Here is a 13824-nt window from a genome sequence, read left to right on the forward strand (position 1 = left end):
CCGTCGCAGAATCGAAAAAGGCGCTGCGTCGAATGCTATTGGAAGCAAGGCTACAAGCGGCTTCCAAGCCGGCGCACAACGCTGCGCTCAACCGTCGCATTCTCGATGCGTTGAAGCACTACGGCGTGAGCAGCGTGGGTTTCTATTGGCCGCTGGCGGGCGAGTTCGACGCACGCACCGCGATTGCGATCTGGCTCGCGGCCGACTCGCAACACGAGGCGAGTTTACCGGTCGTCAAGGAACGCGGCGTGCCGCTCGAATTTCACGCATGGGCGCCCGATACGCCGATGAAGATCGGCCATCACAAGATCGCCGAGCCCACTTCTGGGCGCGTCGTCATTCCTGATCTGTTGTTCGTGCCGTGCGTCGGCTTTGACGCCGACGGCTACCGGCTCGGTTACGGCGGCGGTTACTACGACCGCACGCTCGCCGCCTGGCCAGACTCGAAGAAGCCGGTCACAGTCGGCATCGCCTATGAAGCGTGCCGCACGGACGCGTTGCGGCGCGAAGCCCACGATATCCCGCTCGATCTGATCGTGACGGAAGCCGGCTGCTATCCACACCCGGCGGATTGAGCGTTCGAAGCGCGCCGTGCGAAGCGCATTCTGCACCCGCCGGCGAGGCCGAACCCCGTTATAGAGACGACGCCGCCCGCGCGGCCGTGTCGTACAGTCCGGACGCATTGCGCATCAGTTGCGCCGCCTCGCCGATCTGCTCGTTGGTCAGGCCGCTTTCCTTCAGCGTCGAAATCAGGCAGCTCTCGCGCACCTCGCGGTACTTCAGACAGAGTTCGCGGCCCGCATCGGTCGCCGAGAAGAACACTTCCTTGCCAGTCTTTTCGCTTTTTACGTACCCTCTAGCTACGAGCTTTTTCAACGCATAGGTGGCGACATGGGTATCTTCGATGTTGAGCACGAAGCAGATGTCCGCCAGTTTCTTGCGGCGCTCGCGATGACTGACGTGGTGCAGCAACGAGACTTCGATCGCCGTCATATCCTTTTCGCCGGCGGCCGACATGCAGCGCACCATCCACCGGTTGAACGCGTTGCCAGCCATGATGAGTGCGTACTCCAGCTCGGACAGCTCCGCGCTTGTGTCAGACACGAGATGTTCCGAGGAGACGATCTTGGTGGGGTGGCGCGACATGGTGAAGATTCTCGAGAAACAGGATGGGAAGGTGTCGGGAGTGTACGACGAGCAGACCATTCCCGGGAGCCTGGCGAAAACGCTTATTGAGAATTCGTTGATATTTTATTGACAATGTACTCTTCATACATCGCGCACCCCATGCCGGTAAATATCCATAGGGTCCGATATGCTCGACATTTCCGACTCGACCTGGGCCATTAAGCGATGAGCCAACCAAGAATCTTTCCGCTCGGCGATGCCGCGCTAGTGTGCGAGGTGGCGCCGCCCGCCACGCTGGACTGCCAACGGCGCGTGTGGGCCGCAGCCGCTGCCGCGCGCGACTGGCCGCATGTGCTGGAGGTGGTGCCGGGCATGAACAATCTGACAATCGTATTCGATCCGCTCGAAGCCAACCGCGAAGCGCTCGTGAGTCAATTGCAAGCGGCCTGGAACGCGGTGAGCGACGTGCCCGCACCCGGCCGTGAAGTCGAAATCCCGGTGCAGTACGGCGGCGAGTTCGGCCCCGACCTGCAAGCGGTCGCCAATCACACTGGCCTGAACATACGCGACGTTGTGCAACGTCATGCCCAGGGCGAGTACGTGGTGTTCTTCCTCGGATTCCAGCCGGGCTTCGCCTACATGGGCGGGCTCGACGCAGCGCTGCACACGCCGCGCCGTTCGTCGCCGCGGCTGGAAGTGCCAGCCGGTTCGGTCGGCATCGGCGGTGCGCAGACCGGCATTTATCCGGCGACGTCTCCCGGCGGCTGGCAGTTGATCGGCCGCACCGAACTGCCGCTGTTCGATCCGGCTCGCCGCCCGCCCACGTTGTTGCAACCGGGCGACCGGGTGCGCTTTACTGTCGCGGGGATACACGCATGATCGACGTGATTCGCGCGGGTCTGCTAACTACGATTCAGGATCTCGGCCGTCACGGCTACCGGCACCTCGGCGTCGCGATGGGTGGCGCGCTCGACCGTCTGTCGCTCGAAGTCGGCAATCGGCTGGTCGGCAACCGGCCCGATGCAGCCGGCCTGGAAATTACCTTCGGCCCGACCGTGCTGCGCTTTCTGCGCGCCACACGCGTGGCCATCACCGGCACCGAATTCGGCGCGACGCTCGACGGCAAACCGGTTTATTCATGGTGGAGCCTGCCGGTGCAGGCCGGCCAGGAACTGGTTTTGCAAGCCGCCAAACGCGGCATGCGCGGCTATGTCTGCATTGCTGGCGGTATCGATGTTTTGCCGATGCTCGGCTCGCGCAGCACCGATCTCGCCGGCCATTTCGGCGGGCTTGGCGGCCGGTCGCTGCGCGACGGCGACCGCCTGCCGGTCGGCGCGCCGTTGCAACGTGGCCACCTCGGCTTTACCCCAGAAGCGCCGGAGTTCGGCGTGAAGGCGCCCGCCTGGTGCAAGTTCGCGCTGGTCCATGAACCGCTGCGGCGTGGCCGGCATCCGTCCGGCGTGCCATGGGCCGTGCCGATCCGCGTGCTGCAAGGTCCCGAATACGGCAGCTTCACTGCAGAAGCGCACGAATCGTTCTGGTCCGATGAATGGCTGGTGACACCGAACAGTAACCGCATGGGCTACCGCCTCGCCGGCACGGAACTGAAGCGCACCCAGAAAAGCGAGCTGCTCTCGCACGCGGTATTGCCCGGCACGATTCAGGTCCCGCCGAACGGCCAGCCGATCGTGCTGATGAGCGATGCGCAGACCACCGGCGGCTATCCGAAAATCGGCGCCGTGATCCAGGCCGATCTATGGAAGCTAGCGCAGGTTCGTCTGAACGCCTCCATCCGTTTCATCCCGACGACGCTCTATGAGGCGCGCCAGGCCTTACTGGAAGAACGCACGTATTTGCGGCAAATCGACGCCGCTATTGCCATGCACGAAGAGCGCTGCGCGCGTCGGCCGGCGGTCGCAGCGCTGTAACACTAAGCAGAGGAACACCATGGAAATCGATTTGAACGCCGACCTCGGCGAAGGCTGCGGCTCTGACGAGGCGCTGCTCGAGCTCGTCAGTTCGGCCAACATCGCGTGCGGCTGGCACGCGGGCGGCGCCAACACCATGCGCGACTGCGTGCGATGGGCGGTGCAAAAAGGCGTGTCGATCGGCGCGCATCCGAGCTTTAACGATCCTGATAACTTTGGCCGCAAGGAAATGGACCTGCCGGCCAACGACATCTATGCCGGCGTGCTGTATCAGCTCGGCGCGCTGTCGGCGATCGCCCAGGCGGAAGGTGGGCGCATCGCGCACGTCAAGCCGCACGGTGCGCTGTACAACCAGGCCGCGCGCGACGCGAAGATCGCCGATGCGATCGTCTCGGCGGTCCACGATTTCGACCCGTCGGTAGCGGTATTCGCGCTCGCCAACAGCGGACTCGTGACAGCCGCACGCGCAGCGGGCCTGACCGCCGTCGAAGAAGTATTCGCCGATCGCGGCTATTGCGCCGACGGGTCGCTCGTGCCACGCACGGAACCCGGCGCGCTGCTCGACGACGAAGACGTGGTGCTGACGCGCACGCTCGCCATGGTGCGCGAGCGCCGCGTGCAGGCCGTGGACGGACATTGGGTGCCACTCAACGCGCAAACCATCTGCCTGCACGGCGACGGCCCGCACGCGCTGGCGTTCGCGCGGCGCATCCGCCACGCGCTCCAGGACGCCGGCATTGAAGTTCACGCGGCCGGCGCCGCGAGCGCCTGATCCGCGCGTCGGCCAACGCGAGCAATACGGCGCAGGGATCCCCGCGCGCCGGCCCACGTTCGCCGCCACAAGCGGCAAGGTTGAAACCCTGTTTGGAGATCCAGATGCAGACAACAGTCAGTCTATGGCCGCTCATTGGCGTGGCCGTCATCATCGTCGGCTTTTTATTACGCTTCAATCCGATGTTGATCGTGGCAGTTGCCGCGATCGTCACGGGTCTGGCCGCGCACTTCCCGCCTGAAAAAATCCTCGCCGAAATCGGCACCGGCTTCATCAAGACCCGCAATATTCCGCTGATCATTCTGCTGCCGCTGGCCGTGATCGGCCTGCTGGAGCGGCATGGCCTGCGCGAGCGCGCACAAGCGTGGATCGGCGGCATCAAGGCCGCAACCGCGGGCCGTTTGCTGATCGTCTATCTGCTGGTGCGCGAACTCACCGCCGCTGTCGGCCTGACCGGTCTCGGCGGCCATCCGCAGATGGTGCGTCCGCTGATCGCACCGATGGCCGAAGGCGCGACGGAAACGCGCTTCGGCAAGATCAGCGACGCGGTGCGTTTCAAATTGCGCGCGTTCTCCGCCGCGACCGACAACGTCGGCCTGTTCTTCGGCGAAGACATCTTCGTCGCCTTCGGCGCAATCGTGCTGATGACGACCTTTCTGAAAGAAGCCGGCATCGTCGTCGAGCCGATTCACGTGGCCGTCTGGGGTATCCCGACCGCGATCTGCGCGTTCGTCATTCACGGCTTCCGCCTCTATCTGCTCGACCGCAGGCTCGAACGCGAACTGCGCGGCAATGCCATAGCGAACACCCCCTCCGTTTCGCCGACGCAACCCGCCGCAGGAGACAAAGCATGACGCTCACGATTACCTATCTGTTCTGGCTGCTGGGCGTGGTGCTGCTAGTCATCGGCGGCATGATCGTCACCGACAAGGACCACCCGCGCCGTTTCACCGCCGGCGGTTTCTGGATTCTTTACGCGCTGATCTTCCTGATCGGCGACAAGCTGCCGCCCTCGGTGGTCGGCGTGCTGGTGATCGTGATGGCGCTGGCTGCGGGCTTCGGCGGCGTGACCGCGGCCAAGCCGAAAGTGCTGTCCCTCGAAGCGCGCAAGGCTAGCGCCGCGCGTCTGGGCAACAAGCTGTTCGTACCCGCGCTGACGATTCCGATCGTCACCGTGATCATTACGCTGTCGGCCAGCCATCTGATCTTCGGCGGCATGCCGCTGATCGAGAAGGCCAACGTGACGCTGATCGGCTTCGGCATCGGCTGCGTGATCGCACTTGCGATTGCCTGCGTGATGACGCGCGATACCGTCGGCCAGTCGATGAAAGAGGCGCGCCGCCTGGTCGATGCGTTGTCATGGGCCGCGGTGCTGCCGCAGATGCTCGGCATGCTCGGCCTCGTGTTCTCGGACGCCGGCGTCGGCAAGGCAGTCGCTCACGTCACCACGGCCTATATCAGCCTCGACTACCGGTTTATCGCGGTAGCCGTGTACTGCATAGGCATGGCGCTCTTTACGATGGTGATGGGCAACGGCTTCGCTGCATTCCCGGTGATGACGGGCGGCGTCGGCGTGCCGATTCTCGTCGGCGTGTTTCACGGCAACCCTGCGGTGATGGTCGCGATCGGCATGTTCTCGGGCTACTGCGGCACCCTGATGACGCCGATGGCCGCGAACTTCAACATGGTGCCGGCGGCATTGTTGGAATTGCCGGATAAGAACGCGGTGATCAAGGTGCAAGTGCCGACGGCGCTGACCTTGCTGATCGTGAACATCTTGCTGCTGAATTTCCTGATGTTCCTGTAGGGGCGTTGGCCATACCGGGTGGCAGGCGCCGGCATCACGCCGGCGTGTCGCGCCGGTCGGCGAGTTGCATAGCCGTGGCAAATGGACGCCGCCGAATTCGGAGACGTCCGATCGCCAGGAAAGGGGCCGGACCATAAGCTGGCGGATGGTCTCCCCCATCCACATGTGCTGACGATGCGTGCAACGCGCGCTGTCAGTGCTTTCCAGCAGGTCCCCCATGGAACATCAATCCTACCCTGACCCCGCACGCACCAACGCCTCCTCCTCCGCTTACCTCATCTCGCTCATCAACTCCGCGCTCCAAGCGCACCAGGCCGGTCGTCTCGATGCCGCCGAACCCTTCTATCGCGAAGCCCTTGCGCTCGATCCCGCGCATGCCGAAGCGCTGCACTACTTCGGCGTGCTGCAACATCAGCGAGGCGACCACGTCTTTGCTGCCGAGTTGATGGGCGAAGCGCTCAAACTCGATCGCACCGACGCCGTCTGCTGGAGCAACCGCGGCCTCGTGGCTGCCGCGCTCGGCCATCCCCAGGAAGCAATGATCTGCTATGACCAGGCGTTGCAACTGCAGCCGAATTTCGCCGACGCACGCAACAACTTCGGGGTCGCGCTGCAAGCGCAAGGCGCGTTTGACGAAGCGATCGGGCAGTATCGGCTGGCGCTGGCGGTGAATCCGTCGCTGGTCGATACGCATCTGAACCTCGGCACGGCGTTGAACAAGCTCGGCCGCTACGATGAAGCGCTGGTCTGCTATCAACACGCGATGGCGCTCGACCCGCACTCGGCGGAAGCGCATTTCAATGCGGGCAACGCGTACGACGCACAGGGCGATCACGTCGCAGCCATCGCCAGTTTCGAACGGGCACTGGCATTGCGCGGCGACTATGCCGAGGCGCACATCAACCTGGGCAGCCTGATCGGCAAGCTCGGCGACTATGCCGGCGCAGAATCGCAGTATCGGCATGCGGTCGCACTCAAGCCGAACCCCACGAATCTGGTTTGCCTCGGTGGCTCGCTCGGCGCGCAGGGCCGCCTGGATGAAGAGGAAGGCTTCTACCGTCATGCGCTGGCGCTCGATCCCAACTACGCGGACGCGCATCAGAACCTCGCGTGGCTGTTACTCAAGCGCGGCGATTACCAACAGGGCTGGGCGGAGTTTGCAAAGCGCTGGCGCAAGAGCGACTACGAAGCGATCGCCGTGCCGGGTGTTGCCGAGTGGCATGGCGAGCCGCTTGCCGGACGCCGTCTGCTGCTGGTCGGCGAACAGGGTTTCGGCGACCACTTCCAGTTTCTGCGCTATGCGCGTGTGCTCGAGCAACTCGGCGCCACGGTCGATATCTGTGTGCGCGAGCCGCTGCTGCCGCTGGCCGGGCGCATCCCGGGAGTGCATCGCGCGCTTAGCGGCACGCCCGACGGCCAGTACGATTTCTGGGTGCCGATGATGAGCGTGCCGTCGTGCGTCGGCACCGAACTGTCGACAATTCCCGCGGATGTGCCGTATGTGTTCGCCGACAAGGCCAAGATCAAGGCATGGCGCAAGCGGGTGGACGCAGCCGGCAAAGCAAAACGCAAAGTGGGTCTGGTGTGGTCCGGCAGCCCGACGTTTGGCAATGACCGTTATCGCTCGATGCCACTGGCCGAGCTGAGCACGCTAAGCGAGCTGAAAGACGTCGCGTGGTACGCGCTGCAGAAAGGCCCGGCGCACGATCAGCTGGCTGGTGCGCCCGAAGCTTTCCGCGCCCACGATTTCACCGCCGATCTGCATAACTTCGACGACACTGCCGCGCTCATCATGAATCTCGATCTGGTGATTGCCGTGGACACCGGCGTGGCGCACCTGGCTGCCGCGCTGGGCAAGCCGGTGTGGGTACTGCTGCCCGCCAACTCGGACTGGCGCTGGCTCGAAGAGCACGCCGATTCGCCGTGGTATCCGGCAATGAAATTGTTCCGGCAGGCGAGGTTGGGCGATTGGGCGCCGGTGGTCAAACGTGTGTCGGAAGAACTACGCGACGGCAGTCTATAAAACCTGCGCTGCGCAGATTCGGGCGTCTCCGCGCAGCGCCTTCTCAACCCCTTCTGCGCAGACAGAATGCCGCGGTGCCGCGCCCTAAGGACGACGGCGCTGTTGCGCCAGCATGTAGGCGCGCAACAACTTGTTGATGCGCGTCTGATAGCCCGCCCCCTGTTCTTTGAACCAACTCAGCACATCCGCATCCAGGCGCATCGTCACAGCCTGTTTGGGCGGAACGTGCAGCTCAGCGCGGTCAAAAAAATCGTCACCCAATTCAGGCACGTCACTCGTGTCGATGTGCGCGTCGCCTGCCTTTGCAAGTCGCTTCCAGTCCGTTCCTGACGTTTTACCCATAATTTCGCCTCTGCTCGTTTCCAGCCATTGCCACGGTGCAAGTCAATTCCAGACGCTGTACTTGTAGCGTTTGACCTCGTGCTTCGTCGCCTTGCGGGCCGAAATGATACGGACCACATCGGCACTGCGTTCGACGTACACCACCACACCGACGATGGCGGCCATCCAGCCTAGCGCGATCCAGCGATCCTCGCCGTAATCTTCCCGCTGGTCTATCGCCGTCAGCACCGGGTGATCGAACACGTCGACAGCATCGCTGAAGTCGATGCCATGCTTACGAATGTTGATTTGATTCTTGACTTCGTCCCATTCAAACCGCACACAGCACCTGTATTGACGTCTGTACATACATCATAGCATGCGCAGGCATCCTATGGGCGTGTGAGCCGCGAGCAGTTTGCGGCGCACGTCAGCGTCGGACTGGCTGTCGAAATACCGGTTCCTGTTCTGGCCGGACGGCCTACCCCGGTTAGGATTGTGGTCGGCCATTACGCTTGCCTCGCGTAAGGCTCAGACGAACCTCACCCCGCATCCACCACGAACCCGTGCTGCCGCAAAAGCTGCAGCACACCCTTGCGGCCGCCCAGATGCAATGCACCGATTGCCACGAACACCGGCTTGTTCGGGCCCGCGATCAGCAGCATCCGTGACACGAAGCGCCGGTTGCGCTCGTACACGATCCTGTTGTCGATCGAATCGGAGATGCGCTTGTCGCGCGCCAGCTTTTCGGACTTCGCGGCCTGCCAGGCCGCAATCGCATCGGCATCCCCCACTTGCCACAGGCGATGCAACGTCTTCACATCGTCGACGTTTTCCGCGGGTGTCTGCACCAGGTCCTGCGCAAGCATTTCGCGCTGCTGCGCGAGCGTGAGTCCGGTGAACGCGCGCATCTGCTGATGCAGCGTCTCGAGACCGATGATCTTGCCGCGCGTCCTGATATACACGTTCTGCAATTGCGCTTCCGTGCCGTACTCGGTCTGCAAGCCGGCGCTCAACGAATCGTAGGTCTCGACCACCAGGGACGCGAGCCACGGCCGCATCTTCTTGATTTCATCCAGGGCAGCGGGATTGCCGCGCAGACGCATGGCCAGCTTGCGCCACACAGGCTCGGGCAGCAGGCCCGGCAGACAGTCACGGCGGCATACGCCGTACTTCGACACGTCGTCTTGCGAGACCAGCAGTTCGTCGGGTGAGAGTTCGAGCGCCAGCGTCGGCGAGGCCGCCAGTGCGCCGAGAATCGGCGCGCGGAACGGTTGCCCGGGCGGATAGTCCGCCGGATCGCCGACGTGCAACGTGCCGAGTACGTAGATGGTCGTGGTGCCGCGTGTCGCGACATAGAACGGCATGCGCGCCGGTTGCGTGCGCACCGGGCCGCTCGCCGTGGTGCCCGGCGTGGCGGGCGGCGGATTGAAACCCGGCAAGGTGGCGCGCGATGGCGCCGGCAGACTGGGCACCGGCATCGCCGGCCGCCCCGCCTGAGCGGGCGAATTGGCGGCCGCCCCACCGGCATGCGCGACGCCGATCGGCCCCGCGCCCAGATGAAAAACAGAACATACGCCGAGGAGCGCGGCACCGGTCAGTGCAAACGCTCCCCAGCGCCGCGCGAAAGCAGCGTGGCGGCCACCCTCACGCGAGCGGCGCGCAAGACGACGCGCCGCCACTGCATCAGGCATCCATGTCCCCCACCTCCTCGGCGCGGTGACACGACACCTGACGGCCATCCACTTCACGCAACTTCGGTTCTTCGCTGCGGCACCGGTCGATCGCGTACGGGCAGCGCTGATGGAACGTGCAGCCCGACGGCGGATTCAGCGGCGACGGCATTTCACCTTGCAGCTTGATCTTGATGGTGCGATCTGCTTCGAAGATCGAAGGCGTGGCCGACATCAGCGCACGCGTGTACGGATGACGCGGCTTCGAGAAAATCCGCTTCTTGTCGCCGAGCTCCGCCACGCCGCCGAAGTACATCACCATCACATCGTCGGCGATATGTTCCACCACCGACAGATTGTGCGAGATGAACACATAGCTGGTCTTGAACTGCTCCTGCAGATCCATGAACAGATTGAGAATCTGCGCCTGGATCGACACGTCGAGCGCGGACACCGGCTCATCGGCGACCACGATCTGCGGATCGAGGATCATCGCGCGCGCAATCGCCACGCGCTGCCGCTGACCGCCCGAGAACATGTGCGGATAGCGCTTTGCATGCTCCGGGCGCAGGCCGACCGTGCGCATCATCTGCGCGATCCGTTCGGTGCGTTCGGCCGTACTCAGCTGCGTGTTGATCGCGAGCGGTTCGCCGAGCGTCTGCTCGACGGTCTTACGCGGATTCAGCGAAGCAAACGGATTCTGAAATACCATCTGCACGCGCCGCCGCAGCGCGGCGATCTTCGCGTGATCAGCGCCGGCCACGTCTTCACCGTCGATCAGCAAGCGGCCCGCGCTGGGCGCTTCGATCATGGTCAGTTGACGCGCGAGAGTGGATTTGCCGCAGCCCGATTCGCCGACTACCGCCAGCGTCTTGCCGCGTTCGAGCGCAAACGACACGCCGTTCAAAGCCTTTACCGTACCCTGGCTGAACATGCCGCGCTTCACCGTGTAGTAACGCGCAAGCTTGTCGGCAACCAGCACATGATCGCCCGCGTGGTCCGACTGGCGCCGCGGTTCGAATACTGCGTTCATCGTGCGCCTCCATGGGTGTGAACGTTGGCGTCGCCGCTCAGGTTCAGCGGTTTGATGCAGCGCACGCGCGCCACTTCAGCATGACCTTGCATCGGCGCCAGTGCGGGGCGCGCCTTCATGCAGTCGTCGACCACGTATTTGCAGCGCGGCGCGAAGAGACAGCCTTTGGGACGGTCGTCGCGCCCCGGCACCATGCCCGGCAGTGCAGCGAGCCGCACCGCGCCGACATTGTGCTCGGGAATCGCCGCCAGCAACGCCTCCGTGTACGGATGATGCGGCGCGGCGAAGATATCCGGCACCCGGTTGGTTTCGATCAACTCGCCAGCGTACATGACCGCGACGCGCTGTGCGACCTCGGACACCACCGCCAGATCGTGCGAGATCAGCACGAGCGCCATGCCGCGTTCCTTCTGCAGCTTCATCAGCAGCTCCATGATCTGCGCCTGGATCGTCACGTCGAGCGCGGTGGTCGGTTCGTCGGCGATCAGCAGCTTCGGATTGCAGGCGATCGCCATCGCGATCATCACGCGCTGGTTCATGCCGCCCGACATCTGATGCGGGAACGACGTGATGCGGCCCTTCGCGTCCGGAATGCCGACCTGGTCGAGCAACTCCAGCGCGCGTTTGTCCAACGCGCTGCCGTGCAGGCCTTCGTGCAGCTTCAACACTTCCTTGATCTGATAGCCGACCGTGTAGCTCGGATTCAGACTGGTGAGCGCGTCCTGGAACACCATCGCGATGTCTTTGCCGATGATCTTGCGACGCTCTCTTGCCGATGCCTTCAGCAAATTCTTGCCGTTGAAGGTGATCTCGTCCGCGGTGACTTTGCCCGGTGCGTCGATCAGGCCCATCAGCGCCATCATCGTCACGCTTTTGCCCGAACCCGATTCGCCGACTACGCCGAGCACTTCGCCGGGCGCGACATCGAGGTTGATCCGGTCGACCGCGGGCAGGCCGTTGAAGTCCACCGACAGATTGCGGATGGTCAATAGATTGCTGTCAGTACGCGCACGGCCGCCCGAAGCGTGCTGACCCGCCCCCTCGGGGGGCAGCGAATGAAGTGAGCGTGGGGGTTGTGTCATGTCATGCCATCCGTTTCAGTTTGGGGTCGAGTGCGTCGCGCAGCCCGTCGCCGAGCAGATTGATCGCGAGCACCGAGATCAGGATGGAAAGACCCGGCATCGTGACGATCCACCAGGCGCTATCGATATAGTCGCGCGCCGAAGCCAGCATCGCGCCCCACTCCGCCGACGGCGGTTGCACGCCGAGACCGAGGAAGCCGAGCGCCGCGGCATCGAGAATCGCCGACGAAAAGCCCAGCGTAGCCTGCACGATCAGCGGTGCGGTGCAGTTCGGCAGCACTTGCGAGAACATCAGACGCAGCGTGCTTGCGCCAGCAACGCGCGAAGCCGTCACATACTCTTTCTGCAATTCGCCTTGTGCCGAAGCACGCGTCAAACGCACATAACCCGGCAACGCGACGATCGCAATCGCCAGCATCGTGTTGACGAGGCCCGGACCGATGATCGCGACCACCGCGACTGCGAGCAGCAGCGAAGGCAATGCGAGCAGCACGTCCATGATGCGCATGATCGGCGTATCGGCCCACTTCTCGAAGAACGCCGCGATCAAGCCGAGCACGACGCCCGGAATCAGCGCGAGCACCACCGAGACGAAGCCGATCCAGAACGACAGCCGCGCGCCGTACATCAAACGCGAGAGGATGTCGCGGCCCGCTTCGTCGGTGCCGAGAATGAACTTCCAGTTGCCGCCGTCGAGCCATGCGGGCGGGATCTTCACGAAGTCGCGATACTGCTCGATCGGGCTGTGCGGCGCGATCAACGGCGCAAAGATCGCGATGAAAATCAACACCAGCACGATGATGCCGGCGCCGACTGCGCCACGATTGCGCGAGAAATTCGCCCAGAACTCGCGGGCGGCGATGGCGCGGCCGCCGGGCGGCGTCACCGCTGTGGGGACTGTATTTTGAATGTCTGCCATGGTCCGTTACCTCGTATGGCGGATGCGCGGGTTCAACACGCCGTACAGCAAATCAACGACGAGGTTCACGACGATCACCAGCGTAGCGATCATCAGAATACCGCCCTGCACTACCGGATAGTCGCGCCGGCTGATCGCGTCGATCAGCCATTTGCCGATGCCCGGCCATGAAAACAGCGTCTCGGTCAGCACCGCGCCGGCCAGCAGCGTGCCGACCTGCAAGCCGATCACGGTCACGACCGGAATCAGCGCGTTACGCAATGCGTGCACGACGATTACCCGCCCAGGCGACAAGCCCTTCGCACGCGCAGTGCGGATGTAATCCTCGCGCAGCACTTCGAGCATCGACGAACGCGTCATCCGCGCGACAACCGCGAGCGGAATCGTGCCAAGCACAATGGCCGGCAGGATCAGATGGCTGAGCGCGGATTTGAACGCGCCTGCGTCGGTGGACATCAACGCGTCGATCAGCATGAAGCCAGTCACGTGCGGAATGTCGTATTCGACCGCGATGCGGCCCGACACCGGCGTCCAGCCGAGGTCCACGGAAAAGAACATGATGAGGATCAAGCCCCACCAGAAGATCGGCATCGAGTAGCCGGTCAGCGCCGTGCCCATCACGCCGTGATCGACCACCGTGCCACGCCTGAGGGCCGCGAACACGCCCGCTGGAAGGCCGACGATCAAAGCGAACATCATGGCGCACATCGACAGTTCGACCGTAGCGGGGAAGCGTGCGAGGAATTCGCCCATCACGCTGGTATTGGTGATGATCGAGGTGCCGAGGTCGCCGTGCACGGCGCGGCCGACATAGTGGACGTATTGCATGGGCAAGGACTCGTCGAGCCCGAGCCGGTGCATCGCGGCGGCATGCATGGCCGGATCGACGCCGCGCTCGCCCATCATCACTTCGATGGGGTCGCCCGGTATCAGGTGAATCAGCGCAAACGCGAGGATTGTGATGCCGATGAAGGTCGGTATCACCATGCCGACGCGGCGCAAAACAAAGCGGAACATGGTTCGTCCCTATGGTCTTGATGAAGAAAAAACGCAACCGGCGACGAGGGCTTGTGACCCCGGCCGCCGGACCATTTCGACCAGTTTTCTAACCGTGCGAAAAGCTACTGCGTAAGCTTGA

15 protein-coding genes are annotated in these 13824 nt (G+C 63.5%); 7 read left to right on the top strand and 8 right to left on the bottom strand.

All coding sequences use genetic code 11. From position 1 onward, the window contains the following. Positions 1-32: 32 nt before the first annotated feature. A complete protein-coding gene (locus AYM40_RS19310) occupies positions 33-575 on the top strand; it encodes a 5-formyltetrahydrofolate cyclo-ligase (RefSeq protein ID WP_063497578.1) in 543 nt (180 codons plus the stop codon). Between the two features lie 58 nt (positions 576-633). Here AYM40_RS19310 and AYM40_RS19315 read toward each other — a convergent pair whose 3' ends face one another. Next, on the bottom strand, positions 634-1146 hold the full coding sequence (locus AYM40_RS19315; RefSeq protein WP_063497579.1) for a winged helix DNA-binding protein: 513 nt from the start codon (positions 1144-1146) through the stop codon (positions 634-636). Between the two features lie 207 nt (positions 1147-1353). Here AYM40_RS19315 and pxpB point away from each other — a divergent pair, with 207 nt between their 5' ends. From pxpB to AYM40_RS19345, 6 genes are all read left to right on the top strand, one after another. Further along, the gene (pxpB, locus tag AYM40_RS19320; RefSeq protein WP_063497580.1) at positions 1354-2007 is read left to right on the top strand and encodes a 5-oxoprolinase subunit PxpB; all 654 of its coding nucleotides are present in this window, start codon (positions 1354-1356) and stop codon (positions 2005-2007) included. After that, positions 2004-3056, top strand: coding sequence for a biotin-dependent carboxyltransferase family protein (locus AYM40_RS19325; protein WP_063497581.1), 1053 nt, complete (start codon positions 2004-2006; stop codon positions 3054-3056). The genes pxpB and AYM40_RS19325 overlap by 4 nt, the downstream gene beginning before the upstream one ends. Before the next feature lie 19 nt (positions 3057-3075). Then, positions 3076-3828 (top strand): 5-oxoprolinase subunit PxpA, encoded by a 753-nt coding sequence (gene pxpA / locus AYM40_RS19330; RefSeq protein ID WP_063497582.1) that lies wholly within the window; start codon positions 3076-3078, stop codon positions 3826-3828. 104 nt (positions 3829-3932) lie between these two features. Beyond that, the gene (locus tag AYM40_RS19335) at positions 3933-4682 is read left to right on the top strand and encodes a DUF969 domain-containing protein (RefSeq protein ID WP_063497583.1); all 750 of its coding nucleotides are present in this window, start codon (positions 3933-3935) and stop codon (positions 4680-4682) included. Next, the gene (locus AYM40_RS19340; RefSeq protein WP_063497584.1) at positions 4679-5635 is read left to right on the top strand and encodes a DUF979 domain-containing protein; all 957 of its coding nucleotides are present in this window, start codon (positions 4679-4681) and stop codon (positions 5633-5635) included. The genes AYM40_RS19335 and AYM40_RS19340 overlap by 4 nt, the downstream gene beginning before the upstream one ends. A gap of 217 nt (positions 5636-5852) precedes the next feature. Then, positions 5853-7658 carry a tetratricopeptide repeat protein gene (locus AYM40_RS19345; protein ID WP_063497585.1) on the top strand — a complete coding sequence of 602 codons (1806 nt, stop codon included), beginning with the start codon at positions 5853-5855 and terminating at the stop codon, positions 7656-7658. A gap of 84 nt (positions 7659-7742) precedes the next feature. Here AYM40_RS19345 and AYM40_RS19350 read toward each other — a convergent pair whose 3' ends face one another. The 7 genes from AYM40_RS19350 to AYM40_RS19380 all read right to left on the bottom strand — a co-directional run bounded on the left by AYM40_RS19350 (position 7743) and on the right by AYM40_RS19380 (position 13703). Then, on the bottom strand, positions 7743-7919 hold the full coding sequence (locus AYM40_RS19350; RefSeq protein ID WP_236720867.1) for a BrnA antitoxin family protein: 177 nt from the start codon (positions 7917-7919) through the stop codon (positions 7743-7745). Positions 7920-8042: 123 nt separating this feature from the next. Beyond that, positions 8043-8321 carry a BrnT family toxin gene (locus AYM40_RS19355; protein WP_063497587.1) on the bottom strand — a complete coding sequence of 93 codons (279 nt, stop codon included), beginning with the start codon at positions 8319-8321 and terminating at the stop codon, positions 8043-8045. Positions 8322-8521: 200 nt separating this feature from the next. Beyond that, positions 8522-9673, bottom strand: a complete 1152-nt coding sequence (locus tag AYM40_RS19360; protein WP_063497588.1) for a TraB/GumN family protein — start codon at positions 9671-9673, stop codon at positions 8522-8524. Continuing rightward, on the bottom strand, positions 9666-10685 hold the full coding sequence (locus tag AYM40_RS19365) for a peptide ABC transporter ATP-binding protein (protein ID WP_063497589.1): 1020 nt from the start codon (positions 10683-10685) through the stop codon (positions 9666-9668). The genes AYM40_RS19360 and AYM40_RS19365 overlap by 8 nt, the downstream gene beginning before the upstream one ends. Continuing rightward, positions 10682-11674, bottom strand: a complete 993-nt coding sequence (locus AYM40_RS19370; protein WP_181448431.1) for an ABC transporter ATP-binding protein — start codon at positions 11672-11674, stop codon at positions 10682-10684. The genes AYM40_RS19365 and AYM40_RS19370 overlap by 4 nt, the downstream gene beginning before the upstream one ends. Before the next feature lie 94 nt (positions 11675-11768). Then, positions 11769-12686: an ABC transporter permease subunit gene (locus AYM40_RS19375; RefSeq protein WP_063497590.1), complete on the bottom strand. Its 918-nt coding sequence runs from the start codon at positions 12684-12686 to the stop codon at positions 11769-11771. A gap of 6 nt (positions 12687-12692) precedes the next feature. Further along, the gene (locus AYM40_RS19380) at positions 12693-13703 is read right to left on the bottom strand and encodes an ABC transporter permease subunit (RefSeq protein ID WP_063497591.1); all 1011 of its coding nucleotides are present in this window, start codon (positions 13701-13703) and stop codon (positions 12693-12695) included. Between the last annotated feature and the right edge of the window lie 121 nt (positions 13704-13824).

It is taken from the genome of Paraburkholderia phytofirmans OLGA172 (assembly GCF_001634365.1).
Taxonomy (GTDB): Bacteria; Pseudomonadota; Gammaproteobacteria; order Burkholderiales; family Burkholderiaceae; genus Paraburkholderia.